29 protein-coding genes, 2 tRNA genes and 1 rRNA gene are annotated in these 26,400 nt (G+C 44.4%); 27 read left to right on the plus strand and 5 right to left on the minus strand.

From position 1 onward, the window contains the following. Positions 1-60: 60 nt before the first annotated feature. Positions 61-177 (plus strand): 5S ribosomal RNA (gene rrf, locus ABFC84_11990). A gap of 3 nt (positions 178-180) precedes the next feature. Continuing rightward, positions 181-256, plus strand: a tRNA-Asn gene (locus tag ABFC84_11995). Between the two features lie 58 nt (positions 257-314). Here the strand turns inward: ABFC84_11995 and ABFC84_12000 are convergent. After that, positions 315-539: a hypothetical protein gene (locus ABFC84_12000; GenBank protein MEN6413456.1), complete on the minus strand. Its 225-nt coding sequence runs from the start codon at positions 537-539 to the stop codon at positions 315-317. Between the two features lie 162 nt (positions 540-701). On the opposite strand from ABFC84_12000, the gene ABFC84_12005 reads away from it, so the two are divergent. The 10 genes from ABFC84_12005 to ABFC84_12050 all read left to right on the plus strand — a co-directional run bounded on the left by ABFC84_12005 (position 702) and on the right by ABFC84_12050 (position 10,350). Continuing rightward, positions 702-1,955, plus strand: coding sequence for an aminotransferase class III-fold pyridoxal phosphate-dependent enzyme (locus ABFC84_12005; GenBank protein MEN6413457.1), 1,254 nt, complete (start codon positions 702-704; stop codon positions 1,953-1,955). Positions 1,956-1,966: 11 nt separating this feature from the next. Beyond that, the gene (locus ABFC84_12010) at positions 1,967-2,416 is read left to right on the plus strand and encodes an SRPBCC family protein (GenBank protein ID MEN6413458.1); all 450 of its coding nucleotides are present in this window, start codon (positions 1,967-1,969) and stop codon (positions 2,414-2,416) included. Between the two features lie 45 nt (positions 2,417-2,461). Beyond that, entirely contained in the window at positions 2,462-3,319 is an 858-nt protein-coding gene (gene htpX / locus ABFC84_12015; protein MEN6413459.1) for a zinc metalloprotease HtpX, read from the plus strand. 121 nt (positions 3,320-3,440) lie between these two features. Further along, positions 3,441-3,968, plus strand: coding sequence for a gamma carbonic anhydrase family protein (locus ABFC84_12020; protein MEN6413460.1), 528 nt, complete (start codon positions 3,441-3,443; stop codon positions 3,966-3,968). A 56-nt stretch (positions 3,969-4,024) separates the two neighbouring features. After that, the gene (locus ABFC84_12025; protein ID MEN6413461.1) at positions 4,025-4,525 is read left to right on the plus strand and encodes a cob(I)yrinic acid a,c-diamide adenosyltransferase; all 501 of its coding nucleotides are present in this window, start codon (positions 4,025-4,027) and stop codon (positions 4,523-4,525) included. 314 nt (positions 4,526-4,839) lie between these two features. Then, positions 4,840-6,924, plus strand: a complete 2,085-nt coding sequence (fusA, locus tag ABFC84_12030; protein ID MEN6413462.1) for an elongation factor G — start codon at positions 4,840-4,842, stop codon at positions 6,922-6,924. Between the two features lie 180 nt (positions 6,925-7,104). Beyond that, positions 7,105-8,367, plus strand: coding sequence for a PLP-dependent transferase (locus tag ABFC84_12035; GenBank protein MEN6413463.1), 1,263 nt, complete (start codon positions 7,105-7,107; stop codon positions 8,365-8,367). A 394-nt stretch (positions 8,368-8,761) separates the two neighbouring features. Continuing rightward, complete coding sequence (locus tag ABFC84_12040; GenBank protein MEN6413464.1) at positions 8,762-8,989, plus strand: hypothetical protein; 228 nt, start codon at positions 8,762-8,764, stop codon at positions 8,987-8,989. 99 nt (positions 8,990-9,088) lie between these two features. After that, the gene (locus ABFC84_12045; GenBank protein MEN6413465.1) at positions 9,089-9,661 is read left to right on the plus strand and encodes a GDSL-type esterase/lipase family protein; all 573 of its coding nucleotides are present in this window, start codon (positions 9,089-9,091) and stop codon (positions 9,659-9,661) included. 26 nt (positions 9,662-9,687) lie between these two features. Then, on the plus strand, positions 9,688-10,350 hold the full coding sequence (locus ABFC84_12050) for a phospholipase D family protein (protein ID MEN6413466.1): 663 nt from the start codon (positions 9,688-9,690) through the stop codon (positions 10,348-10,350). Positions 10,351-10,593: 243 nt separating this feature from the next. On the opposite strand, the gene ABFC84_12055 is transcribed toward ABFC84_12050, so the two are convergent. Beyond that, positions 10,594-10,670: transfer RNA gene (locus ABFC84_12055), tRNA-Pro, on the minus strand. A gap of 164 nt (positions 10,671-10,834) precedes the next feature. Here ABFC84_12055 and ABFC84_12060 point away from each other — a divergent pair. Beyond that, entirely contained in the window at positions 10,835-11,539 is a 705-nt protein-coding gene (locus ABFC84_12060; GenBank protein MEN6413467.1) for an NlpC/P60 family protein, read from the plus strand. On the opposite strand, the gene ABFC84_12065 is transcribed toward ABFC84_12060, so the two are convergent. Beyond that, positions 11,536-13,221, minus strand: a complete 1,686-nt coding sequence (locus tag ABFC84_12065) for a DUF4127 family protein (protein ID MEN6413468.1) — start codon at positions 13,219-13,221, stop codon at positions 11,536-11,538. The two genes, ABFC84_12060 and ABFC84_12065, sit on opposite strands and share 4 nt — an antisense overlap. Before the next feature lie 214 nt (positions 13,222-13,435). Here ABFC84_12065 and rsmD point away from each other — a divergent pair, with 214 nt between their 5' ends. Genes rsmD through ABFC84_12080 form a run of 3 tightly spaced genes read left to right on the plus strand, consistent with a single transcriptional unit; the run spans position 13,436 to position 14,972 of the window. Next, positions 13,436-13,990 (plus strand): 16S rRNA (guanine(966)-N(2))-methyltransferase RsmD, encoded by a 555-nt coding sequence (rsmD, locus tag ABFC84_12070; protein ID MEN6413469.1) that lies wholly within the window; start codon positions 13,436-13,438, stop codon positions 13,988-13,990. 17 nt (positions 13,991-14,007) lie between these two features. Continuing rightward, positions 14,008-14,484 (plus strand): pantetheine-phosphate adenylyltransferase, encoded by a 477-nt coding sequence (gene coaD, locus ABFC84_12075; protein MEN6413470.1) that lies wholly within the window; start codon positions 14,008-14,010, stop codon positions 14,482-14,484. A gap of 35 nt (positions 14,485-14,519) precedes the next feature. Next, complete coding sequence (locus tag ABFC84_12080) at positions 14,520-14,972, plus strand: ATPase (protein MEN6413471.1); 453 nt, start codon at positions 14,520-14,522, stop codon at positions 14,970-14,972. A gap of 13 nt (positions 14,973-14,985) precedes the next feature. Here the strand turns inward: ABFC84_12080 and ylbJ are convergent, their stop codons facing one another. After that, positions 14,986-16,236 (minus strand): sporulation integral membrane protein YlbJ, encoded by a 1,251-nt coding sequence (ylbJ, locus tag ABFC84_12085; protein ID MEN6413472.1) that lies wholly within the window; start codon positions 16,234-16,236, stop codon positions 14,986-14,988. Between the two features lie 196 nt (positions 16,237-16,432). Between ylbJ and ABFC84_12090 the strand changes: the two genes are divergently transcribed. Further along, the gene (locus tag ABFC84_12090; protein MEN6413473.1) at positions 16,433-17,263 is read left to right on the plus strand and encodes a patatin-like phospholipase family protein; all 831 of its coding nucleotides are present in this window, start codon (positions 16,433-16,435) and stop codon (positions 17,261-17,263) included. Here the strand turns inward: ABFC84_12090 and ABFC84_12095 are convergent. Next, complete coding sequence (locus tag ABFC84_12095) at positions 17,178-18,455, minus strand: nucleotidyltransferase (protein MEN6413474.1); 1,278 nt, start codon at positions 18,453-18,455, stop codon at positions 17,178-17,180. The two genes, ABFC84_12090 and ABFC84_12095, sit on opposite strands and share 86 nt — an antisense overlap. 221 nt (positions 18,456-18,676) lie before the next feature. On the opposite strand from ABFC84_12095, the gene ABFC84_12100 reads away from it, so the two are divergent. From ABFC84_12100 to ABFC84_12145, 10 genes are all read left to right on the plus strand, one after another. Then, on the plus strand, positions 18,677-19,873 hold the full coding sequence (locus ABFC84_12100; GenBank protein ID MEN6413475.1) for an acetate kinase: 1,197 nt from the start codon (positions 18,677-18,679) through the stop codon (positions 19,871-19,873). A 103-nt stretch (positions 19,874-19,976) separates the two neighbouring features. Beyond that, entirely contained in the window at positions 19,977-20,480 is a 504-nt protein-coding gene (locus ABFC84_12105) for a DUF177 domain-containing protein (protein MEN6413476.1), read from the plus strand. 43 nt (positions 20,481-20,523) lie between these two features. Then, on the plus strand, positions 20,524-20,700 hold the full coding sequence (rpmF, locus tag ABFC84_12110; protein ID MEN6413477.1) for a 50S ribosomal protein L32: 177 nt from the start codon (positions 20,524-20,526) through the stop codon (positions 20,698-20,700). Between the two features lie 140 nt (positions 20,701-20,840). Continuing rightward, the gene (gene fapR / locus ABFC84_12115) at positions 20,841-21,398 is read left to right on the plus strand and encodes a transcription factor FapR (protein MEN6413478.1); all 558 of its coding nucleotides are present in this window, start codon (positions 20,841-20,843) and stop codon (positions 21,396-21,398) included. 13 nt (positions 21,399-21,411) lie between these two features. Beyond that, a complete protein-coding gene (gene plsX, locus ABFC84_12120; protein MEN6413479.1) occupies positions 21,412-22,428 on the plus strand; it encodes a phosphate acyltransferase PlsX in 1,017 nt (338 codons plus the stop codon). After that, complete coding sequence (locus tag ABFC84_12125) at positions 22,418-23,434, plus strand: beta-ketoacyl-ACP synthase III (GenBank protein ID MEN6413480.1); 1,017 nt, start codon at positions 22,418-22,420, stop codon at positions 23,432-23,434. Before plsX ends, ABFC84_12125 begins: the two co-directional genes overlap by 11 nt. Next, positions 23,427-24,374, plus strand: a complete 948-nt coding sequence (gene fabK, locus ABFC84_12130; GenBank protein MEN6413481.1) for an enoyl-[acyl-carrier-protein] reductase FabK — start codon at positions 23,427-23,429, stop codon at positions 24,372-24,374. Before ABFC84_12125 ends, fabK begins: the two co-directional genes overlap by 8 nt. Positions 24,375-24,391: 17 nt before the next feature. After that, positions 24,392-25,336: an ACP S-malonyltransferase gene (gene fabD / locus ABFC84_12135; GenBank protein MEN6413482.1), complete on the plus strand. Its 945-nt coding sequence runs from the start codon at positions 24,392-24,394 to the stop codon at positions 25,334-25,336. Between the two features lies 1 nt (position 25,337). Next, positions 25,338-26,081 (plus strand): 3-oxoacyl-[acyl-carrier-protein] reductase, encoded by a 744-nt coding sequence (gene fabG, locus ABFC84_12140; protein MEN6413483.1) that lies wholly within the window; start codon positions 25,338-25,340, stop codon positions 26,079-26,081. A 38-nt stretch (positions 26,082-26,119) separates the two neighbouring features. Next, the gene (locus ABFC84_12145; protein ID MEN6413484.1) at positions 26,120-26,356 is read left to right on the plus strand and encodes an acyl carrier protein; all 237 of its coding nucleotides are present in this window, start codon (positions 26,120-26,122) and stop codon (positions 26,354-26,356) included. Positions 26,357-26,400: the final 44 nt, after the last annotated feature.

Genomic DNA, 26,400 nt, shown 5'->3' on the forward strand with positions numbered 1-26,400 from the left:
CACTTTCTTCTGTGAAGTTTTCAGGGAATATACCTTCGGGATGTTCACCTGAACAAAATATCCAGTGGCGATAGCTATGGGGTTCCACCTGTTCCCATACCGAACACAGTAGTTAAGCCCATAAACGTCGAAAGTACTTGGCTGGAAACGGCCTGGGAGGATAGATAGCTGCTGGTTTATTCCTTGATAGCTCAGTTGGTAGAGCAATCGGCTGTTAACCGATCGGTCGTAGGTTCGAGTCCTACTCAAGGAGCCACTTTAAAACAGCTATTCATTTAATGATGAATAGCTGTTTGTTTTACGTACAGCATGACTTATCGGAACCCAAGCTGTGGATGATGTATTGGCCGCAGATTAAGGCGTGATATGCATCGTACTGCTTGTTCAAGCGTAATGTCCTGGGAGCCGGTTGGCGTTTTTAAAATACACAGGGGAACGGTTGCACCGATTTCACCGGCAGGAAGATAAACATATTCTTCTGACGCCGGATCGCCAAAAACAATTCCAGCGGTTAAGTGTTCCACAATAATGGTACTCATAACTATCTCCAATCCCTGCTGTTTTTAACCTATTATAGCACTTATTCTTACAGGAATGATAGTTAGATGTTTTTATTTTACCATAGTGCATAAAAGAGGAATTTCATAGTTATAAATAGAAGAGAATACTTGATAAAGAAAAAGCTACTGGGGGGTGCTTTTGTGGAAACGAAACAGATCATTGGTGAAACAATTGATAAATATGAGCAATATGTGAATCCGTCGGTTGCAAAATTATTCCGGCTTATGGGCTTGTCTACGATAGAATGGGAAGCCGACGGCAATATAATTCGTGACATTGAGGGTAGGGAATATATTGACTGTTTAGGCGGATATGGTGTTTTTGCTTTAGGCCATCGTCATCCTAAAGTTATAGAAGCAGTTAAAAAGCAATTGGATTTTATGCCGTTATCCAGTAAAGTGCTGTTTGATAAACCAATGGCTGATTTATCTGCGTTATTGGCTGAAATTACACCAGGCGATCTGCAATACAGTTTTATTGTGAATAGTGGAACGGAGGCTGTTGAGGGGGCTCTCAAGCTGGCACGGCTGCATACCGGAAAAACCAAAATTATTTCAACCGTAAATTCTTTTCATGGTAAAACCCTGGGCTCCCTCAGCGCTACCGGCCGTGATTTATTTCGTGACCCGTTCAAGCCACTGATTCCCGGCTTTAGCCATGTACCGTTTAACAATGCTGCGGCTATCGAAGCGGCCATAGATGAAGATACGGCAGCCGTAATCGTTGAACCGATACAGGGGGAAGGCGGAATTATTGTGCCGGACGATAACTATTTGCCGGCAGTGAGACAAATTTGCGATGAGCATGGTGTATTGCTGATTTGTGATGAGGTTCAAACTGGTTTGGGACGAACCGGGAAAATGTTTGCTGTGGATCATTACGGGATAACTCCGGATATTTTGACAACCGCTAAAGCTTTGGGCGGCGGTGTTATGCCGATTGGCGCGTTTATTGCCCGGCCTCATATTTGGGATAAGTATATTACCAGTCCGTTTTTGCATACATCAACTTTTGGGGGGAATCCCCTCGCTTGCGCCGCCGGTATTGCGGCGATCGGCGTCTTGCAGCAAGAAAGCTTGATTGAGAATGCGGCAACATTGGGAACGTATTTTCTTGGCGAGCTGCGAAAGTTACAGCAGTCCTTCCCGCTGGTGATCAAGGAAGTACGGGGAAAAGGGCTGATGATTGGTATTGAGCTGACAAAAGAGGGGATCGGCGGATTATTAATGTCGGAATTAATTGCAGACGGGGTTTTAGCAGCCTATACGCTAAACAACCCGAAAGTAATTCGAATGGAACCGCCGCTGATAATTGATAGAAAGTTAATTGATAAAGTGCTTACCTGTTTGGGCAAGGCGATTCGTAAAGCCAATGAAATGATTGAAGATTTATAGGAGGGATTATTTTGCCTTATGTAGAAGTGACTATGCCGGTTTTATGTGAAGGGGATAAGATTTATCCGATTTTAAAGAATATGGAGAAATATCCGGAATTTATGACCGATTTAGTTAGTGTGCAAGTTGTGGAGCGTAAAGCAAATACAACTGTTAGTAAATGGGTATCGAATGTAGACGGTCGAATTATTAAATGGACGGAGTTAGATACTTTTGATGATAGCAATCTGCATATAGCTTATGAGCAGATTGAAGGTGATTTAAAAAAGTTTTCCGGAGAATGGATACTAACGCCTATAGAGGGAGGAACACAAATCAAGTTAACGGTTGATTTTGAATTTGGTGTTCCCATGATTGCCGGTCTGCTGAATCCAATCTTAAAGAAAAAAGTGAAAGATAATAGCATGAATATGTTAAAAGCAGTAAAAAAGCGGATGGAAGAGAACGGTACGGTAGTATAGCGATTACTTTCTACGCTTATGCTGCGAAGGAGGACGTTAGATAAGATGAATACCTTAAAGACAACTGCTTTATTGGCTGCCTTAACAGGCTTGCTTTTGGCGGTAGGAAATTTTTTCGGCGGTACCAAGGGTATGACTGTTATGTTTGTTATATCTATCGTGATGAACTTTGTCAGTTACTGGTATAGCGATAAAATTGTTTTGAATATGTATGGGGCGCGGGAAGTGAATCCCCAGGATGCTCCTGACTTGATTCGTATGATATCCGGGTTGGCACAAAAGGCGAAATTGCCAATGCCGAAAGTATATATTCTTGCGACGGATCTGCCCAATGCTTTTGCCACCGGGCGTGATCCCGAACATGCTGCTGTGGCGGTAACAACCGGCATTATGCGAACATTGAGTTATGAAGAATTAGAAGGCGTAGTTTCCCATGAACTGGCTCATGTAAGAAACCGCGATACCCTGATTAGTACAGTAGTTGCCACTCTTGCCGGGGTAATCACTATGATTGCGAATATTGCTCAATGGGCTGCCATTTTTGGCCGCGGCGATGATGAAGGGGATGGAATCGGCGGAATTGTCGGGTTTGTCTTTTTAGTCGTTCTTGCTCCCTTGGCGGCAACGCTTATTCAATTAGGTATTTCCCGTTCCCGGGAATTTCAAGCTGATGAAACCGGTGGAAGGGTTTCCGGTAATCCGTTGGCTTTGGCCAATGCATTGGAAAAAATTGAATATTTTGCTAAGCATCAATCCATGCCGGAAGCGACCCCAGCTACTTCCCATATGTTTATTGTGAATCCCTTAAGCGGTGCAGGAAGCTGGCTGACGAGTTTATTCAGTACTCATCCGCCGACTGAGCAGCGGGCTGCACGGCTGCGTGAATTGGCCAAACGGATGTAGACAGACAATGTCGCTTTTTGGAAAGAATATCTTCCAGGGAGCGACATTTTTACAGCAGAGGGAACTATAAGGAGTCCGGCTATCTTTAGCGATGCCTAATACAAGGAGGATATTACAGCTAGTGGCGATAAAAGATAATAGTATAGCCTATAAAAACTTAATCCCTAAGATACATGATAGTGTATATATTTCTGAAGGCGCATTTGTAATTGGCGATGTGTTGATTGCGTCTCAGGCCAGTATCTGGTTTAATACGGTAATCCGGGGGGATGTTCACCCGGTTAGCATAGGGGAGTGCACAAATATTCAGGACAACTGCACCGTTCATGTTATGCACGATCATCCGACGATTATCGGGTCGCATGTTACCGTTGGTCATGGAGCTATTATTCACGGATGTGAGGTGGGTGATAACTGTTTAATCGGCATGGGCGCTATCCTGTTAAGCTACTCAAAAATCGGGAAAAACTGTATCATCGCTGCCGGTTCACTCATTCCGGAACGGAAAGAAATTCCACCGAACTCTTTGGTAATGGGATCACCGGGGAAAATTGTGCGACAGTTAACCGACGAGGATATTCATAATATCCGTGCGTTGGCACTGCACTACGTTGAATTTGCTCAGACATATAAGCAGCAGTCGGTTTAAAAGTTGATTCAGACAGCAGGAACTTTAAAAAATTATTTACATAACGAGGTGAATTTATGAAGGTATATACAAAAACCGGAGATAAGGGAACGACCGGATTATTAACCGGTGAAAGGATTGCTAAAGACAGTGTGCGGGTAGATGCTTATGGTACGGTGGATGAAATCAATTCAGCACTAGGCTTAGCTCGGGCATGGTGCAAAAAAGAGGCTGTCGGGGAGACGATTTTTAAACTGCAAAAATTGCTTATGCTGCTAATGGCTGATTTAGCCAGTATTAATAGTGAACCAGCATACATAACCGCCGAACATATTGTTGTTTTGGAGCAGACGATTGATCACTATGCTGCCGGATTGCCAGAGCTACGGGGGTTTGTTACACCGGGTGAGAATGCGGGTTCGGCAGCATTGGATTTAGCCCGTACCGTGACTCGCAGGGCAGAGCGCCGTGTATTGGAGCTGGCCCGTACGGAAAGAATAAATGAAAATTTATTGATTGTGTTAAACCGGTTATCTGATTTGTGCTTTGTACTGGCACGCGCCGAAGACCAATTGTAGCACAAATTTTCCCTGCCTTACATACATTATACCAAGTCTTGTATTGTAACAACGAGGGGGCAGACACGGTGAAATTATTAAGAATTTATTTGATGTCGGTACCAAAGCCATTGCGTAAAATGATACGTGTCTTTAGTAAAAAATGTTAAACTTGGTAATAATAATAACCGCCTGCAGGCGGTTATTATTATTTAAAGAATAAACTGAAAAGAAGGAAAATTTCTATTTAACAGAGAATGAACAATTTATAACAATGCACATTATGTGGTGCGAAGCAACTGTGTGGCAGTAACAATACCAAGGGGGGATATAATTTGAAAGAGTACAAAAGTGACAAGCTAAGAAATGTTGGCATTGTAGCTCATGGGGGAGCTGGAAAAACATCACTCGCTGAAGCGCTATTGTATACTACCGGTGCAGTAAGTCGGTTAGGTCGCGTTGATGATGGTTCAGCGACTACAGATTTTGAACCCGAGGAAATTAAACGAAAGGTTACGATTAGCGCGGCCCTGGCGCCCTGCGAATGGCAGGAACATAAAATTAATTTTGTGGATACGCCCGGCTACGCTGATTTTGTCTCTGAAGTAAAAGGTACCCTGCGCGCTGTAGACAGCGCATTAGTTGTATTATGTGCTGCTTCCGGTGTGGAAGTCGAAACAGAGAAAGTATGGAATTATGCCAATGATTTAGGATTGCCCCGTATTGCATTTATCAATAAAATGGATCGTGAAAATGCGGATTTTTATAATGTGGTTGCCAATATGAAAGAGAGGCTGGCGTCCAATGTTATTCCGCTTCAACTTCCCATTGGTGCCGAAAGCTCATTTGCCGGAATCATTGATCTTATAAAAATGAAGGCTATAGTACCGTCAAAGACTCAAGGTATCCAGTATAATGAAATTGAAATTCCTGCCGATCTTGCTGATAAAGCAGAAGAAGCCAGGCTTGCTTTAATCGAAGCGGTGGCAGAAACAGAGGATGATCTTCTTAATAAGTATCTTGAAGGGGAAGAACTGAGTAATGAGGAAATTATGACGGGGCTCAAAAAAGGGATAGGTTCCGGCCGGATATTTCCAATACTATGCGGCTCTGCCTATAAAAATATTGGAACGAGTCAGATTATGGATGCGATACTCACCTATTTACCCTCGCCGGAACAGAATGATGTCATCGGCCAGCGGCCTGCAACCCAAGAACCGGTTGAAAGAAAAGTATCGGATCCTTTTTCCGCTTTGGTATTTAAAACAACCGCTGATCCCTTTGTCGGGCGTCTTAGCTATCTGCGTATTTTTTCCGGTTCAATGAAACCGGACAGTGTCTTATATAACGCCTCCAAGGGAAAGTCGGAGCGTATTGGCAGTATATTTACTATGCGCGGTAAAAAGCAGGAAGTTCTTAATAATGTTTATGCGGGTGATATTGCTGTTGTTGCCAAATTGCAGGAGACGTCGACGGGAGATTCCCTGTGCGACAAAGATAATCCTGTCGTGTTTGAACCGATTGATTATCCGAAGCCGATGTTTACCATGTGTATTGAAGCCAAAAACAAGGGGGACGAAGATAAAATCGGCAATGCCTTAGCCCGGTTAATGGATGAAGATTCTACATTTAAAGTGAGAAAAGATGTAGAAACAGGACAATTACTGATTAGTGGTATGGGTGAACTGCATACGGATATTATGGCCGAGCGAATGAAACGCAAGTTCGGCGTTGATGTTGTGCTGCATAATCCGAAAGTCCCTTATCGGGAAACCATTCGGACTGCAGTTAAAGTGGAGGGAAAGCACAAGAAGCAAAGTGGCGGGCATGGACAATATGGTCATGTTTGGCTGCAACTTGATCCGTTGTCTCCTGGCGGTAAGTTTGAATTTGTCGATTCCATATTTGGCGGTGCAGTTCCCCGTCAGTATATTCCGGCAGTAGAAAAAGGTGTCCGCGAAGCCTTAAACGCTGGCGTATTAGCCGGATATCCCATGGTGGATATAAAAGTAACACTATATGACGGTTCCTATCATACGGTTGATTCTTCCGAAATGGCTTTTAAAATTGCCAGTATTATGGCTCTCAGGAAAGGCGCTTTGCAAGCCAAACCGGTACTGCTTGAACCCATTTATGATGTTGAAGTCATTGTACCGGAATCTTTCATGGGAGACGTTATCGGCGATATGAACGGCAAGCGGGGGCGCATTCAGGGCATGGAGCCTCTTGGCAAGGGAATGGGCATAGTCAGAGCTCAGGCTCCCGTGTCAGAGTTGTTCCGCTACAGCATTGATTTACGTTCCATTACTCAGGGACGAGGCAGGTTTGATATGAAGTTTTCCCACTATGATGAAGTTCCTCAGCGGATTGCGGAAACGATTATTGCTAATTCCAAGAAAGATAAAACCGACGAGACATAAAGAAGTAAATAGAAAAGTAAGGGTTGTTGCATTAGCGGCACCCCTTACTTTTTGGCAATTTGTCGGATTTACAGCTTGCAAAAACATTGCTTATTCTATATCATGAAATGTAAATGATGAGTAGTAGCTTGGAATAAAAATATTTTGACTGCGAGTTTATGACGATGGGAGATTTGTCTGATGAGAGATGAAACAAAATGTCTGCATTCCGGCTATCAGCCGAAGAATGGGGAACCGAGTGTTATTCCAATTGTCCAGAGTACTACATATCGGTTCGATTCTACGGAACATATCGGAAAGCTCTTTGATATGCCGATGGAGTGCATGTATTCCCGTTTTGCCAATCCGACCGTGAATGCAGTTGAGAAGAAGATTGCGGACCTCGAAGGCGGCGTAGGCGCGATGTGTACGTCGGCAGGACAGGCTGCATCCTTGATTTCCGTACTGAATCTCTGCAGCGCAGGTGACAGCCTTATTTGTTCCGCCGGGGTCTATGGCGGTACGCTGAATCTGTTCGCTGTTACGCTGAAAAAATTTGGCATTGAATGCATTTTTGTCGACAATGATGCAAGTGAAGAAGAAATTGCTGCCAAATTCAAATCGAATACGAAGGCTGTTTTTTCCGAAACACTGGCGAATCCGGCGCTTTGCGTCTGCGATATTGAAAAATTCGCCAAGGCTGCGCATAAAAATGGGGTGCCGCTTATCATTGATAATACATTTGCGACGCCGATTCTTTGCAAGCCGTTTGAATTTGGCGCGGATATCGTCGTTCATTCCACATCGAAGTACATGGATGGTCATGCACTTCAGGTTGGCGGCGTTATTGTCGACAGCGGAAATTTTGATTGGACAAGCGGGAAATTTCCTGATTTCACGGAACCGGATGAATCCTATCATGGTGTCGTTTATACGAAAGATTTCGCCAGGATGGCATATATCATTAAGGCACGTATGCAGCTTATGCGTGATTTTGGCGCATATCCGGCGGCAAATTCAGCATTCTTGTTGAATCTTGGGCTGGAAACATTGGCTGTGCGCATGGAACGCTACTGTCAGAATGCACAGAAAGTCGCCGAGTATTTTGCCGCTTCCGCTAAAATTGAATCAGTTACATATCCTGGGCTTAAGACGGATAAATACTATGAAATGGCAAAAAAATACCTCAAAGGCGCAAGCGGTGTAGTTACGATTGTTATCAAGGGCGGTAAGGCGAATGCGGTGAAATTCATGGACGGGCTTAAACTCGCTTCAAATGAAGTGCATGTAGCGGATATTCGCACCTGCGTGCTGCATCCGGCAAGTGAAACACATCGCCAGCTCACAGATAAACAGCTTTTGGCCGCGGGTATCAATCCAGGCATGATTCGTTTCTCCGTTGGATTGGAAAATGTGGCTGATATCCTCGAAGATATCGAACAAAGTTTGGCGGCTATTGACTGAATTGGGATTTTTTACAAGGTATTTCAATATCGTTTTTAGAGATAATAATTAGCGTAAGGGATTCGTAATGGTTGAGCCAAGATTATTGTTGGGTCTCGCAAGGGGCTTGATAGTAGTCGGTCAAAGATTATTGTCGGCTCTGAAAAGGGTCGGCAGTAGTCGGCGAGAAGATTGTTATATGTCTTGAAAGGCTGTGCGGTAGCCCAACTGTTATCGTATGGTCCCAAGGGATGTATGGCAGTCGAGCTAAGACTATCATGGGTTGTGAATTATATGGGTCGTTTGTAGTCGGGAGATTGCAGGCGGTTTAGTAACTATCTGTGGTAGTCGAGCAAAGGTCAGTGTCAGTTGTGTAATGCTTGTGCGTAGGCGAAAGTTTGCGTATAGGTATGTAATGATTGGTATTGGCTGCAGCGTAAATCATTACGGGTTCCTTTTTAAAGCCAGCGGTTATTCGCTGGCTTTTAACTTTTACCTGATTTTTCACATCCCGGCAGCAGAGGGCATAGGATTTTTTTATGCTGGTCCTTGGTTATACATTCAAGCTGGGTACGCATTGTTTGCACTGGCTGCCAACAGGGAATATTCAATGTATGTAGAAGTAGTAGAACAAGAGAAATAAAGAAACTCCGGTACGTCTTTACGCAGATACTTATGTAATCAGTTTTCTAGCGGATTTATTAGTATATCAGATCAAGCTTCCGGAGATAAGGTGAACAACGTGAAGAACATAAAAATAGCCGCTATTGGCGACTCAATAACCTTCGGTTATCCATATACGCCGGGGCAATCCTGGTTTAATCGTGCTGCCGGGAGGTTAAACATTTCCCATGTGAACAGTGGCGTTAACGGTGATACCACTGAGGGAATGGCTAGCCGTTTTGGCCGCGATGTTTTGCGGCATCAGCCGACGCACGTTATCATCATGGGAGGCACTAATGATGCATATTTGGGGAGTGACGTTGCCAGTGTAATGGATAACATTCGCTATATGTCAGAGCGGGCTTTAGAGGACAGCATCGTGCCGATTATTGGCCTTCCTATTCCCTGCAATGATTTAGCAGAAGAACTGCTGCTTGGGAAATATCGCAAGGAGATACGAAGCTATGCTGCCGGAGGAGGGCTTGATGTCATTGATTTTCATGCTGCAATGACAGACTCAAATGGCACAAAAATTAAAGCAGGGCTTCATTGTGATGGCATACATCCCAACGAAGATGGGTACAGCGTTATGACCGATGCCGCTGTTAAATTTCTCGTTGAGAAATTAATGATGCGCGAGTCGAATATTTAGTGCGTTAGCTTGGAGGAGGGCTTATAATGCGAAAAAAAATGACCAAGTATGCTGCTACAACTTTTGTAATCTTGATTGCTTTGCTGGTCGGCTTCGTTGCCGGATGTACGACTAAAAATCCGCTAATCTCTGCTGAAAATAAGAATACGCCACGGGCTGCGGTTGTTATGCCGGACAACATAAAGGGAGTTCACAACATTCAATTTGCGGGCACAATCGACGTAGCCTTCAGCCCCGGGGGGGGAATCACCGGTATGGTAACCAATGAAATTGCAAATGCGAAAAAAAGCATTCAAGTGCAAGCATATAGTTTTACCTCGACTGAAATAATTCAGGCTCTCATAAGTGCAAAGAAGCGCGGCGTTGATGTCCGGATCATCATTGACAAAAGCAACGTAACCGGTGATGATAAAGACAATCCCAAGGAGCAAAAAGAAAAGAAACTCCTAGCTTCTATTGTTGATAGCGGAATATTAATGAAAGTTGATTCTGACTTTCAAATCGCACATAGCAAAGTTATGATAATTGATGGGCTTGATGTTATAACCGGTTCCTTTAATTTTACCTATTCGGCAGAACATAATAATGCTGAAAACTGTTTGATACTCCATGGGAATAAGCAACTTGCCGATGAATACGTAAAAAATTGGCAGTGGAGATGGGACGCTACGAAACCATATACAAAATAGTACCAGTCAGGCTAACATGCCAAAGCTCAGACTGCCTGAAGGTTATACGAATTATAGGCGGTCCTGCCTGATTATGCGTAGTAATAATAGTATAAAAGAGCTAATCTTCTCTACTAGAAGATTAGCTCTTTTGTGTACGCTATATCATTAGTGGCTGGGGCAACCAGACTCGATCCAACGCCTGCAGGCGTCAAAGGCTTGTAATTTACCGGCTTGGCAATACCCTAAGCAAAATCTCTGTGATGGTCGGGGCGGCGGGATTCGAACCCACGGCCTCTTAGTCCCGAACCAAGCGCGCTACCAAACTGCGCTACGCCCCGAATGTTTTCACAGTTATTAAGTATATACATTCAACCGCTGGTTGTCAATATAAATTATTATAATATGTTTTAATTGCATTATGTGTCTGATTTAAAAGGATTTGCCATTATTTTGGCGAACTATTCCTAAAAATTATTAGAAATTCCTAAAATGGGGGATAAATATGCAGCGCCGATGTTTAGTGATTTGCCTATTCATAAGCTTGCTCTGCTTTTCTACTGCATACGCTGCGTCAATTACGGAAAATACAGTATTACGACAGGGAATGCATGGTGATGAAGTTTATATGGTACAAAATAAGCTGCATGAACTTGGTTATTTTAAAGGAAATCCCGACGGCACCTTCGGAGTGACTACCCGTACTGCTGTGGTTAAGTTTCAGCGGGCTTCCGGCCTTGAGCCTGACGGTATCGCGGGATACCATACGCTGCAAGCGCTTCATGTGATTCAGAGCAATACGGCATTGAGTCGAAACTTCAGCGGTAAACGTTCGTCGGGAGAATTTGTCGTGAGTACCGCAAAACAATATTTAGGAGTGCCTTATGTATGGGGAGGGAACAGCCCGAAGGGATTCGATTGTTCCGGATTTGTAATGTATGTATTTAATCAGGCAGGATTTAATCTTCCCCGTATGGCGGATGCTCAGTTTAAAGTCGGCCTGCCAATCCAGCAAAAAGCTTTGCGGGGCGGCGATCTGGTTTTCTTTAGTACCTATGAACCTGGCCCGTCCCATGTCGGCATCTATACCGGCAACGGAGAGTTTATTCACGCCAGTTCCGGAGCCGGGCATGTTATCATCACATCATTGTATCAGCCTTACTTTATAAAAAGATATCTGGGGGCCCGCCGTTTGACTGGAGAAATTTAATCCGCCGCCTGATCCGCATAGCCTAAGTCAATGGAAGGTTCTACCAAAATTTCAAATGTTCTTTCCCAGGGAAGCAATGTTTTTACTTTTAGGCTGGTAATCACAATGGAATAGCTTCCTTGGCTGGAATTCAGCTGTAAAGGATGATTCGCCAGATGATTTTTTAATAATTGGTCTCCCCGGTTGCTCATCAATTTTTTTATTATAGTATCAACGTATTGATAGTGAGGGCCCAGGTTGTATGGATCAATGCGCAGCCATTTCAACCGTTTGTTAACATAAGGCTGAACGTCTTTTTCAAAGAACCAGTCATCAAGCAGGCGACCGGTTAAAAAGACTAGATTGCTGTGGTAGGTTTGCAGCAATTCCTGGATATCCTGCTCGTTACGGACTGACGCAGTGAATAAGGCTGCCTGGGTAACGGCAGTGCCAACTGAGTTGCTGGTAGTATTCCAACCGGCATAGGCGCTGAGCTTCGTTATATCCGCATTTGCCTGCATTAATTCGGGCAGCAATGTTTCCGAAGCGTAGAAATTTTCCGCCAGATCAACTAAAGCTACGTTATAGCCTTGCTGAATAAAAGATTGTACTTGCTGTACTTCGAAAGGTTTATTTTTTGAATTTTTCTGGGTGCCAATATGTACGTACAATATAAAATCCGCTTCATCCGGCTGTGATACTATTGTGCCGCCAAGTATTTGGATTTTTTCCTGTACTGTGGTACCGACAGAATGCGGCATAAAGGGCATAACGATTCGCGGGGCGTCTTCATCCGAATAGGCGACAAATATGCGGGGCGAGGAAGAAGCATGTTTCATCGCAATCTGTCCTAACAAGGTCAGAGCGACTTCATCAGTGCCCCGCGTAATCTGTACCTTATCGGCGATTGACGGTTTATTTGCCAGATAACGCTGAAGCTTTTGTTTGTTTACATTTGGCAAGCCAAAAGGCTGACCGTCATCCTGCCCAATGACGAGTCCGGATAAGATACCTGTCTCAACCAAATCCGCCAATTTTTCATTGACGGCGTTATTTTGTGCGTACATCGTTCTATAGTGATCAATCATTGCCGGCGGCAGCTGTTTTTCCAATTCGGTGAGCTTTTGTAAATCAGCAGGATTTTCAAATGTACGAAATTGATCTTTTAGAACCGAATATGTAAGCATATTTTTTTTAAACATTTCGTTTTCTTTGCTGTCGGCAAGCAGAAGGCGGGGGATAATATTAAAAGCGTATAATTTAATAGCCGGGTTATGCTGATGAATGACGTTCAACATATCGAGTGCGTTCTGACTGTCGGCGGGGGTTCCCTGAGAAAGGCGGGAGGCCAGTAAGCTTCCATGTGTCAGCATATCAATGGATATTATGGCGGCATCGGCATGTTCACTCTGCTGGTAAAGCCAATTGAGCAATTGCTGCTTGTCCGCCGGAGTTTTATAATGATCAAGCAATTCCGCCGGCGGGCTGATTACCTCTATGCCGGCGATTTCCGCCAGCTGATGGACAAATTGGGTACAGGGCGGCCGGCTGTCTAAGGGTAATAAAACAATTCGATATTGATACTGGGGAGTTTTCAGACTCACAGGTGGATAGGAAATAGTTTTGTAATGACCCAGCAGTATAGCAGCAGCCAGCATAACAAGAAAGGTAAAGATACAATATTTAGCTGAACGATTTAGCATCATGGGCACCTCGGAATAATAGTTAAACAATATACAATTCTATTTGTCTGTTTAAAATCCTGTAAAATTCCGTTTTGCTGCAAGGTTTTTTATTCCCAATGGGGAAGATACACACAGAACAGCAGTAAGCGACAATTTAAAATAACCCGTTTCGTATCACTATATTCGCTGCCTAAAATATGGTACTATATAGCATGTAAGATGTGAGGTTTTTATGAGAATTATTACCGGTAGTGCAAAAGGAACTAAATTAAAAACTCCCCGTGGACTTGATACCAGACCGACTGCGGATCGGGTAAAGGAATCGATTTTTAACATTCTCAGCGAAAAAATAATGGATGCGGTTGTATTGGATCTTTTTTCCGGTACGGGCAATTTGGCACTGGAAGCCCTTAGCCGTGGCGCCAGCCGAGCAGTTTTGGTTGATCAAAGTTTGACAAGCATTGCAGTTATTAAACAGAATGTCCTGCAAACAAAATGTAAGGCCCGAGTTGAAATTTTAAAATGTGAGGCGCTAAAAGCATTGCAGAAGATGATTCAGATCGGCTGGAAGTTTGATTTGATTTTTTGTGATCCGCCTTATAACAAAGGGCTTAATGACTTAGTATTGCAGACGCTCGACCGTTCACAACTGCTTGCTCCTCGCGGCGTAATTGTGATCGAGCATTCACAACATGAATTACTCGTTCCGGGATGGAACAAGTTGGAGATCAGACGGGTTGAAAAATACGGCGAAACCGCAGTCAGTTTTTTACAATATAATAATTAGATGCAGGAGGGTTAAATGTGCGTATTGCAGTATGTCCGGGCAGCTTTGATCCCGTAACCAATGGACACATTGACGTGATTGAACGTACCAGTAAAATGTTTGAGCAGGTGATCGTTGCAGTATTTCACAACCCCAACAAAACCCCGCTGTTTGATATGAATGAACGGGTGAAAATGCTTTCGGATGCTACCCGGCATCTTCCTAATGTTCAGATTGATTCCTTTTCCGGTTTGTTAAATGAATATGTTCGACAGCAAAATGCGAATGTCGTTGTCCGTGGCTTGAGAGCCTTAAGCGATTTTGAATATGAATTTCAGCGGGCACTGCTGCTTAAAAAAATTGACCCGGTGATTGAGACGGTTTTTATGATGACCAGTAGTGAATATTCTTTTTTAAGTTCCAGCGGTGTGAAAGAATTGGCTAAATTTGGGGGATGCATTACCGGCCTTGTTCCCCAGTGTGTCGAAGAAAAAATTATTGAACGCATGAAATAGCAATATGATTTTTATTTGAGGTGGGAGAGGGTAATATGACGATCGAAGAGGTTTTAGAAGAAATAGAAAATTTGGTGCTTGACGCCGCAAGAGTACCTTTTACCAATAAGCGGGTGTTAGAGGAAGATGACATAGCTCGTTTGCTGGATGATTTACGGGACGTGATGCCTACTGAACTGATGGAAGCAAAACGGATACTCAGTGAACGCAGTCATATTATGGAAGAGGCGAATAAAGAAGCCCAGAATATTGTTGATCAGGCTAAAATTTATGTTGCTAAATTGACGGATGAGAATGTTGTTACGAAGCAAGCCCAGGAACAAGCCAATGAAATTGTTGCTACAGCACAGCAAGCGGCACGCAATTTACAAAATGACGCTATCTGCTATGCGGATGACGTATTTAACCATTTAGAAGCAAATGTGCAAAAAGTGCTGGAAGTGGTTCAGTCCGGGCATAAGGAGCTTCGTCAAAACAATCAGGATTGAATTTGCGCTATCCTTAGCGTCTGACGTTAGTATATATTTCTTTTACAATGTGGAACGAAATGGAGAGCAGCAGGAGAAAGCCAATTAGCAGGGTGAACTGAAGGGCTGCTTGTTCAATTCGCGTTAGCCAGGATGCGAATGTGTTTGCTGCTCCCGGATACAGCATCACCGGTACGCTGCCTATCTGGGCGAATTTTTGTGCCGGCCCCAAAAGCAGCATAGTAAGGACTGCGGCAAGGGTGCCGTGCAACAGTCGGGCAATCATATACGGACTCATGCGAATTCCCGATTCGATTACAATGCTGGCAACCTGCCCGTGTACACATAGGCCGCTCCAGGCAATGATTGCACTGGCGATGGCTGCTTTTTCAATCAGCGGCGCATCCGCCTGACTGGCAGCCAGCGCACCTAAGTCGAGTTCGAAGAAACCGCTGACCATTGCTGCTGCCAAATTGCTGTTAAAGCCAATAAAATTTAAAAAAGTAGCAAATACTGTATTTAACGAATCGGTAATGCCGGCTACCGAAAGGATTCGCAGGAATACGGAAAATATGATTATAAAGCCGCCAATAAGCAATATCGTATTGACTGAGTTTTTAACCGACTCTCCTAATAACTGTCCGATAGAACGATTATCTTCTTTTCGTGCAGCATACAGGGAGTGGAAGGCGCGAAATACAATATTGCCGGTTTGTTTTTTTGAATTATCGCTATGGGTATCACGATTACAGCCATGAAAGCGGAAGATAAGTCCGACGAGAAAACTGGAGAGGTAATGAGCTAAGGCAATAACCGCACCTAATTCCGGCATACCGAACATACCAACGGCTACGGCGCCAAACATAAATAAGGGATCCGCCGTATTGGTAAAGGAAAGCAATCGTTCTGCTTCGATTGAACTGCATAGCTTGTTTTTACGAAATTTACAGGTAATTACCGCATCCATCGGATAACCGGAGGCTAATCCCATAGACAGGGCGAAGGCACCGACACCGGGAACGTTGAACAGCGGCCGCATCAGCGGTTCCAATAACACGCCAATAAAATGAACTACTCCCAGTCCCATAAGAATTTCCGATAAGATAAAAAAAGGCAGCAGGGCAGGAAAAACCACCGTCCACCATAAATTAAGTCCCATTATAGCCGAGTCAAATGCTTCTTTGGGATATTGAACCATTGCTATTGTTATCAATACGGTACTAAATGCTAGAAAATAAGTAATCATTTGTGAGCGATACTGCTTGCCTCTGCCCCAAATCCTCATAGAATACCTCCTCCTCTATCGGCGGTTAAAAAGTGTGCTGATGGCATAGTAACGTTAATTGGGGACGATCAGAGAATCATGTTACGTATGACTCATAAACAGGTTCATTTTATGCCGCAAGCATTATATATATATGAAAGGAGAAAGGTATTATAACTAAAAACATATCGGTCATATTGAACAAGGGAGTGGTGGTGTGCGTCTCCAAATAGGTTTAGCGCTTGGTTCCGGTGGATTGAGAGGGCTAGCCCATGTTGGTGTGCTTAAGGTCCTGGAAAGAGAAAAAATCAATATCGACTGTATTGCCGGCTGCAGCATTGGCAGTATGATTGGAGCGTTGTATTGCTCCGGACAGAAGCCGGAAACAATTATAAAATTGGCAAAGCATTTAAAACCACGGTATTGGCTGGATTTTGTCATTCCTAAAATGGGAGTTGTTTCCGGGGAAAAAGTATTGAACACGGTTCGATTGTTAACGCAGAAAAAGAATTTTGCCGATCTGGACATTCCTCTGGCAGTTGTTGCTACGGAAATCAACCATGGCCGGGAAATCGTATTTACCGAAGGCGATCTTGCCCAGGCGGTACGAGCCAGTATTTCTGTACCCGGTATATTTGTACCCTGCCAGATTGATGACATGCTGCTGGTTGACGGGGCAGTGCTTGATCCCACGCCGATTGATGTGGCGCGCCGTATGGGAGCGGATATCGTGATTGCCGTTGATTTGGCCCACGCCGGTACTGTGTGCAGTATAACAAATATGTTTGATGTAATGATTCAATCCATTGATATTATGGAGCGTGAATTGTTTAAACATCATCAGTATCCGTGCGATGTATTGATTCGGCCGGAGGTGGCGCATATATCGCCAAGTTCTTTTCAATCCATTGATGAGTGCGTTGCTTTGGGGGAAAAAGCAGCGGAGGCAATGCTGCCGGAAATCAAACGTTTGATTGCGCTGGAAGCGACGGAATGTAGCGGGGCGAATGACGGAAATCCCACCCGCCTGCGGCCCAACGAGCCGTAGGCAGTCCCAAAGCATAAACGTCACTGGCGAATATGTCTGCAGCCAGCATGCGCTGCAGCGGCGGCAGACTTTCACGGCAGCCGCGGAGCTGCTTACTGGTTAAGAAGGCTGCTGTTTTATTTATGATGGGAATGCTGGCCGTATCGTTTAGTGCTTTCAGTATGTGTCGGCCTTGTTGATTGAACGCCAATACGCGGGCATATAACGGGCCATTTTTATCGGCCAGACCGGCGTCCGTTTTCGTTAATCCCAGTAAAACGTGAATTACGCTGCGCTGCAGGCGAGTCATGGTGTAGCGCCTGCTTTTTAATAAGTAATAAAATTCCTGAATATTGCCGGCTTGCAGGGCACAATCGCGGATCCTATTTTCGAGACCTTCGCTGACATCAGGCAGCCGCCGTAAATCTTCCGGGGATAAGCTGCGCAATTTGTATAAAGCCATTTGCGAAAATAAATCGATAGTAACCGGGCCCCGCTGCTCTTTCAGTCGGGAGAGGATAAGTTCAAAACTGGTTTTAGGCAGTGCTGCCTGAAGCTTTTTATTCCCCGCAGGGCCGTTGGCGAGAAGCGCCTGCCGGATAGCGGCAGCACTGGCAAAAGGACTCGTAATTTCCTGATCGTGATAGCCTGACTGATGGCGGTCAATCATAATCGGCAGCAGATTCGGCGCATATTTTCGTATGGCCAGAAGATATTCAAAGGCCAAAATATTATTGGGAGAGCTTACTACAGCGGAGTCGACACCACATGATTTCTCAATGGTCCTTCCCAATGCTGCCGCATAGGGAGAGCCTGCTCGAAGCTGCCGGCGCAGTGCTGTATTGAATTGTGGGTGTTCTCTTGCCATGGTAATCTTTTCAAATTGTGCCTGATTTGCATTTTCGGCCCCAAAGCAGATCTTTTCTACAACTCCTAAAGAATTTAACAAGCGAACGGCTCCGGCCGCAAAAAACTGGGCACTGCGGACAGCAAACATTACCGGCAGTTCCAAGACTAAATCCACGCCGCCTTGTATGGCCATTTCGGCTCTGGTCCATTTGTCGAGGATGGCCGGTTCGCCGCGTTGGACAAAGTTTCCGCTCATTACGCCGACGGCTGCCGAACAACCGGAGCGCTTTTTTGCTTGCTGTACATGCCATTGATGCCCGTTGTGAAAAGGATTATATTCTACGATTAATCCCACAGCCTGCATGCTTGATCTCCTTTGCTAATAAATTTTTGTAAACTCTGGCAGTAATTTCGGGGAAAATATTGTTTATCCTGCATAATTACCGCCGAACAGTATTTTTTAAATAATAGTTCTGCTGAATTGCAGGGAATACAGTATTGGTGTTGAATAATAAACAAAATGTATGGTCCAAGGACTGTAAAATATAAATACATAATAACAGGTTAGGTTAAGGAGGATTTAGGGTGAAGGTTTTAGTGGTAAATTGTGGCAGCTCGTCTCTTAAGTATCAACTGTTTGACATGACAGATGAATCTGTGTTAGCGAAAGGACTCGTGGAACGAATTGGCATTGAGGGTTCAGTTTTAACCCATCAGCCCAGTGGCAAAGAAAAAACCGTAGTTAAAGCGGATATCAAAAATCATAGTATCGCTATTAAACTCGTGGTAGACGCCTTAATGGACGCCAAGCACGGTGTGATTAGCAGCATGAAAGAAATTGCCGCCGTTGGTCACCGTGTAGTTCACGGAGCCGAAGAATTTGCTGATTCTGTTCTTATTACGCCGGCAGTTATGGCCGCTTTGGAAAAATGCATTGAGATGGCTCCATTACATAATCCGCCTAATATTCTTGGCGTGAATGCTTGTGCAGAACTTATGCCCGGAGTTCCTCAGGTTGGAGTTTTTGATACTGCTTTCCATCAAACTATGCCGCCAAAAGCGTATATTTATGGCTTGCCTTACGAAGTTTATGAAAAATATGGGATAAGACGCTACGGATTCCATGGCACATCCCATCGCTTTGTCTCTCAGTCTGTGGCGAAAATGATGGGGCGGGATATTTCTAATTTGAAGATCATTACCTGTCATCTTGGTAACGGCTCCAGTATTGCGGCTGTCAAAAATGGTAAGTGCATTGATACCAGCATGGGACTTACTCCGCTGGAAGGCTTGGTAATGGGTACTCGCTGCGGTGATTTAGATCCGGCCATTCTGCCGCTGTTGATGAAAAAAGAAAATATGACGGCCGCTCAAATTGATTCCTATATAAATAAAAAGTCCGGTGTTCTGGGGGTATCCGGAGTATCCAGTGATTTCCGCGATATCGAAGCTGCCGCTGATAAAGGTAATAAAAGGGCGCAGCTGGCGTTAGACGTGTTTGCTTATAGAGTATTAAAATATATAGGAAGCTATGCTGCCGCGATGAATGGTGTGGATGCTATTGTATTTACTGCCGGGCTGGGTGAAAATTCAATCAGTATGCGGGCAAAAATTTGTGAAGGGCTGGACTACCTCGGTACCAAAATAGATGACCAAAAGAATAATATCCGGGGAAAAGCTCAGGAAATTAGTGTTGACGGGGCAAAAGTTAAATTGTTTGTCATTCCAACGAATGAAGAACTGATGATTGCCCGCGACACGAAAATGATTTGTCATCTGTAAGCCTGCCGCTTACAACCATAGTAAAGAGTATGCTTCTATCACCGGATTTCTTGACAAAGCTTAATAGTGCCGCTATAATAGATGAAGGCTGAGGTGGAAAATGATGATAATTAATGTTTTTGAGGCTCAAAATGCTGCGGGTACCTTGAGAACCTTTCATTTCATTACTTCTACTAAAGAATTGGCTTTAGATGACGACCAACCGGGAGTCAATACCCCTGTTTCCGTTTCGGGAACAGTTATGGCTAACGGTAGTGGATTAGAGATTTCCGGTGTTATTGAAACCATCGGCGCATATCAGTGTGACCGCTGTCTGGAGAATTATACTGTGCCGCTGAAGATTCCTTTTGCGGAAACGTATCGGGAAGGCGATAAAGCCGAGGCGGATACTTCGGATAGTAGTTATTTTCAGGGGGACGAAATTGATATTAGCGAACTTGTACGTGAAAGTATATTGTTGGCCCAACCGTTAAAAAAACTTTGCAGCGAAAACTGTAAGGGGTTGTGTCCCCAGTGCGGTACGAATTTGAACCTTGCGAAATGCACGTGCGAGCGGAGTGTTATTGATCCGCGACTTGCGGCATTACAGCAGCTTTTGCCTAAATAGGTATATGTATTTTTGTATTTGTTTTTAAGGAGGTGTGTACTATATGGCAGTACCAAAGCGTAAAATGTCTAAGGCTCGTCGTGACAAGCGTCGGGCAAATTGGAAATTAACGGTACCCGGTTTTATTGTCTGTCCTCAATGTCACGAGTTAAAAATGCCGCACCGCGTATGTCCGGAATGTGGTTATTATAACGGCAAGGAAGTTGTAAAAGCAGAATAATATACAAAAGTGTGAGCAAGATAAGAGTCGATAAACTTTTATTTTGCTCCTTTTGTTTTTTCTTGTGTTTTTAGTTGCGACTGGTTATAATAAATACTATCAACTGATATTAGTACTAGCTGATAAAACTAGGTGATGGTATGGTACGCGTTCACAAAAAAATAAGACAGGATATTTTAAAGGAGAAACTGCGCAGCAGTCCGTTCCTGCGGGATGAGGAACTTGCTGTACAGCTCCATGTCAGCGTTCAAACCATCCGCCTGGATCGTTTAGAGCTTGGAATACCCGAATTGCGGGAACGGACTAAGCAAATGGCGGAGAATGCGCAAACAAAGTTGAAAGCCATTGCCGGTGGCGATGTAATTGGTGAATTAATTGATTTGGAATTAGGTAAAACAGGGATTTCAATTATGACGATTACACCCGATATGGTCTTTGAAAAGACGCAGGTAGCACGCGGGCATTATGTTTTTTCCCAAGCCAATTCTTTGGCCGTTGCGGTGATCGATGCTCCGATAGCCGTAACCGGTGTGGCTAATATTAAATATAAAATTCCGGTGTGTATTGGCGATAAACTCGTTGCGAAAGCGGAAATAGTGAAAAAAAGAGGCAATAAATATTTTATTTGGGTTAAAACTAGAAATGATCGGCAAGAGGTTTTTCGTGCTAAATTTATAATGGTTTCGTTGGAACAATGAGGGGAGATATTTGATGAAGGTTGCCGTTGATGCCATGGGTGGGGACTATGCACCGCTGGAAGTGGTTTTGGGAGCAATCGAAGCTGCTGCAAAGTATCAATGTGAAATCGTTTTAGTAGGTGACCAGGAGAAAATTGCACAGGTTCTTATGCGATATGGAGAAGCTAAGAATTCTAAAATCAGTATTCACCATGCCAGTGAAGTCATTGAAATGCATGAGCATCCCGGTGCGGCAGTTCGTAAAAAGAAAGACGCATCCGTTGTTGTGGCCACTAAATTAGTAAAAGAAGGCAGCTGTGATGCCGTTGTTTCAGCCGGCAGTACAGGAGCAGCTGCAGCTGCGGCTTTGTTCGGTTTAGGACGCATTAAAGGAATTGAAAGGCCGACAATTGCTACGCCGATTCCCAATCTTACCGGCACGACGGTAGTGCTGGATTCCGGCGCAAATGTGGATAGCAAGCCGAAACATTTGGTGCAGAGTGCGATCATGGGTTCAATATATGCGGAATATGTGCTGGGTATACATAATCCCCGGATGGGATTATTAAATATTGGCGAAGAAGAAACAAAAGGCAATGAACAAGCATTAAATACTTTTCCTTTGCTACAGCAATTAAAAACTGTTCACTTTATTGGGAACGTAGAAGGACGGGATATTCCTAAGGGATCTGTCGATGTCGTTGTTTGCGACGGTTTTGTTGGCAATGTGGTATTGAAATTCGGTGAAGGCCTTGCCAGTGCAATTATGCAGTTAGTAAAAACCGAGATCAAAAGCAGCGGTTTCTTTACCAAGCTGGCTTCGATGATGGTTCTGCCTGCATTGCGGCGACTGAAAAAGAAGCTGGATCCGGCGGAATATGGCGGCGCTCCTTTGCTGGGAGTTGATGGCGGATTTATTATTTGCCACGGCAGTTCCAAGGCAAAAGCAATTAAAAATGCTATACGGGTTGCAAATGAGTTTACTGAAAAAAGAGTTGTTGCACATATTCGGGAAAATATAGCAAAGGAGGATGTCCTCAATAATGAATGAGAATAAAGCAGTCGGTATTATCGGGCTAGGATATTGCGTACCGGAAAAGGTAGTGACAAATCAGGATTTAGAAAAAATGGTGGATACATCCGACCAATGGATTGTTGATCGTACAGGAATTAAAGAACGCCGTATTGCCGGACCGGAAACAGCAACTTCCGACCTGGCAGTATGCGCTGCGCAAAAAGCGCTGGAAGATGCGGGAGTTACAGCCGATGAACTTGATCTTATCATTGTAGGCACTGCTACGCCGGATATGGCTTTCCCCTCGGTCGCCTGTATTATTCAAGATAAAATAAAGGCTTCCCATGCGGCGGCTTTTGACTTAACGGCCGGCTGTTCCGGATTTGTTTATAGTCTGGTGGTCGGCGGCCAATTTGTTCAAACAGGACTTTATCAGAAGGTATTAGTAATCGGGGCTGAAACTATTTCTAAAATTATCGACTGGACCGACCGTAATACCTGCGTACTGTTTGGTGATGGCGCGGGGGCGGCAGTGATAGGCATTGTCGAATCCGGTTATGGTATTTTAGGGATAGAATTGGGGGCCGAAGGTGCCGGTGGTGAGTTTTTAAAACTTCCGGCCGGCGGCTCCAGACTGCCTGCTTCTGATCAAACGGTTTCCCAAAAGAAGCATTTTGTCCATATGGCAGGGAACGAAGTGTTTAAATTTGCCATTAGGGTCATGGGCGAGGCTGCTTTAAAAGCATTGAAAAATGCCGGTTTAAGCCACAAAGACATTGATTGCTTAATTCCCCATCAGGCCAATATTCGAATTATCCAATCGGCGGCTAAACGATTAAAGCTTTCTATGGAAAAAGTATTTGTTAACGTAGAAAAATACGGAAATACTTCCGCTGCATCCATTCCTATTGCATTAAAAGAAGCAGTTGATGCCGGAAAAATTAAAAAAGGAGATATTGTAGAACTTGTGGGATTTGGCGCAGGCTTAACTTGGGCCGCCTGCGTTATAAAATGGAGCAGGGAGGATAAAACTATTGTTTAACAGTAAACTATGCCAGATTTTTAATATTAAATATCCGATTCTTCAAGGTGGCATGGCGTGGGTGGCTACTGCAGAATTGGCGGCTGCTGTTTCCAATGCCGGCGGCTTGGGCGTGATTGGTGCAGGCCATATGCCCCCGGACGCGTTACGCCAGGAAATTCAAAAAACAAAAACTTTGACAACTCATACTTTTGGCGTTAATATCATGCTGATGTCGCCTTTTGTCAAAGAGGTTATGCAGGTTGTTATTGATGAACATGTTCCTGTTATTACTACCGGAGCCGGTAATCCCGGAGAATATATTCCGGCGCTGAAAGAAATCGGCAGCAAAGTGATTCCGGTAGTAGCATCAGTCGCTTTAGCGAAACGGCTGGAACGCGTTGGGGTTGATGCGGTTATTGCCGAAGGTATGGAAAGCGGCGGTCATGTCGGTGAGGTTACGACCATGGCTTTGGTGCCCCAAGTTGTGGATGCGGTGAATATACCGGTTATTGCCGCCGGCGGTATAGCTGACGGCCGCGGAATTATGGCCTCATTTGCGTTAGGGGCCCAGGGCGTGCAAATAGGAACCCGCTTCGTCGCTTCCCAGGAGTGTATGGTTCACCCGAATTACAAACAGGCCGTTATACATTCAAAAGAACGTTCTACGGTGCTTAGCGGGGTTTCGACAGGACATCCGGTACGCGTGATTGCCAATAAATTAACCAGAGAGTACGCGGAATTGGAAAAGCAGGGAGTATCGCCGGAAAAATTAGAAAAGCTGGGAGCAGGAAAACTTCGCGCCGCAGCCCAAGACGGCGATATGGAATATGGTTCTGTCATGATCGGACAAATTGCCGGTATGGTGAATGAAGTAAAATCGGTGAATGCGATCATTCAGGACATGATTCGAGAAATTCCTCAGGTAATGGCTAGTTTGAATTCAATTGTCAAATTATAATAGGGGAGAGTTAACATATGACTAAATTAGCCTTTGTTTTTCCCGGGCAGGGTTCTCAAACTGTGGGAATGGGAAAGGATCTTTACGATAGTTTTGCCGTGGCGAAAGCTGTATTTGAAGCTGCTGATCAGGCTTTAGGATTTTCTATTACCGCTTTATGTTTTGACGGTCCGGAAGAAGAACTGCGCAAGACCTTTAACACACAGCCGGCGATTTTAACCGTGAGTATCGCCTGTTATGAAATATTAAAACAACATGGCCTATTGCCGGATATTGTTGCCGGCCATAGTCTGGGGGAATATTCTGCACTCGTTGCCGCCGGTTCATTATCCTTCCGTGATGCCGTTCAACTGGTCCGTAAACGGGGGCAATTCATGCAGGAGGCAGTTCCCCTGGGACAGGGAAGCATGGCCGCTATTCTGGGAATGGACCGTGCAGCCGTCGTTGCTGTATGTAAAGCCACACAGGAGCAATACGGGCCGGTTCAAGCCGTTAATTTCAATTGCCCCGGTCAGGTTGTCATAGCCGGTAAAACAGCTGCCGTTTCCCGGGCGGTTGAAGCTTTAAAAGCGGCAGGCGCCAAACGGGCTATTCTGCTGCCGGTTAGTGCTCCTTTTCATAGCACGTTAATGCAGCCGGCGGCAGAAAAATTGGCAGCTGAATTAAATAAAGTACAAATTCGGGATGCAGTCATTCCTGTCGTAGCGAATGTAACCGGTAAGGTTCTTGTACAGGAAAGTTTGATTAAAGAATCACTGGTTTCGCAGGCCGCCAATCCGGTGCATTGGGAGGACTGTATTGACGAAATTATGCGTTTCGGCGCCACAACCATGGTTGAGGTTGGTCCAGGCAAAGTATTAACAGGATTTAATAAAAAGATTAGTAAAGAAATTCGGACGCTGAACGTTGAAAATGTAGACTCTTTGGAAAAAAGCCTTGATTATTTCAAGGAGGTTCGTTAAAATGCTTTTAGACGGTAAAGTGGCAATTGTTACTGGCGCATCCCGGGGAATTGGCCGCGGGATTGCACTGGAATTAGCAAAAGCGGGAGCTAAAGTAGTCATTAATTATGCCGGTAATGTGGTTGCGGCACAAGAAGTACAAAGTGTAATTACGGCAAAAGGTGGTCAAGCATTACTGATACAGGCAGATGTTGCCAACTCAGAAGCCGTGGAGGGTATGATCAAACAAGCGATGGAAGAGTTTGGCCGGATTGATATTTTAGTCAATAATGCTGGGATTACCCGTGATAATCTTCTAATGCGGCTGAAAAAAGAAGATTGGGAAGCCGTGCTGAATACTAATTTAACCGGCGTTTTTCATTGTACTAAGGCAGTATCCCGCATTATGATGAAACAAAGAAGCGGCAAAATCGTTAACATGGCATCGGTCGTTGGCATTATGGGCAATGCCGGGCAGTCTAATTATGCGGCAGCCAAAGCCGGTGTTATCGGCTTTACCAAGGCTGCGGCCAAAGAACTGGCTCCCCGGGGAATTACTGTTAATGCTGTTGCGCCCGGATTTATTGCCACAGATATGACAGCAGTTCTATCTGAACAGGTTAAAACGGAGCTGGCGGCCAAGATTCCTTTGGCTAGGTTAGGTACTCCCGAAGATGTTGCTGCTGCCGTCATGTTTTTTGTATCTGACGGTGCCGGTTATATCACTGGTCAGATTTTGAATGTTGATGGTGGTATGGTAATGTAAGTAAAGTAAAGTAAAAACCTTGGAAGGAGGTGAATTTCATGACAACTTTTGATAAAGTAAAAGAAATCGTTGTAGAACAACTCGGTGTTGAAGCAGCCGATGTTGCCATCGATTCCACTTTTATTGATGATCTGGGCGCCGATTCGCTTGATATTGTTGAGTTAATTATGGCATTTGAAGAGGAATTTAATATTGAGATTCCTGACGAAGTGGCAGAAAAAATCAAAACTGTTAAAGACGCTGTGACCTACATAGATCAGGAAAAGCAAGGGTAAGGTAGTACCTGTAAAAAGAAGGTCCCCGTGAAATATGTTTTGTT

The organism is Veillonellales bacterium (assembly GCA_039680175.1).
Taxonomy (GTDB): domain Bacteria; phylum Bacillota; class Negativicutes; order JAAYSF01; family JAAYSF01; genus JBDKTO01.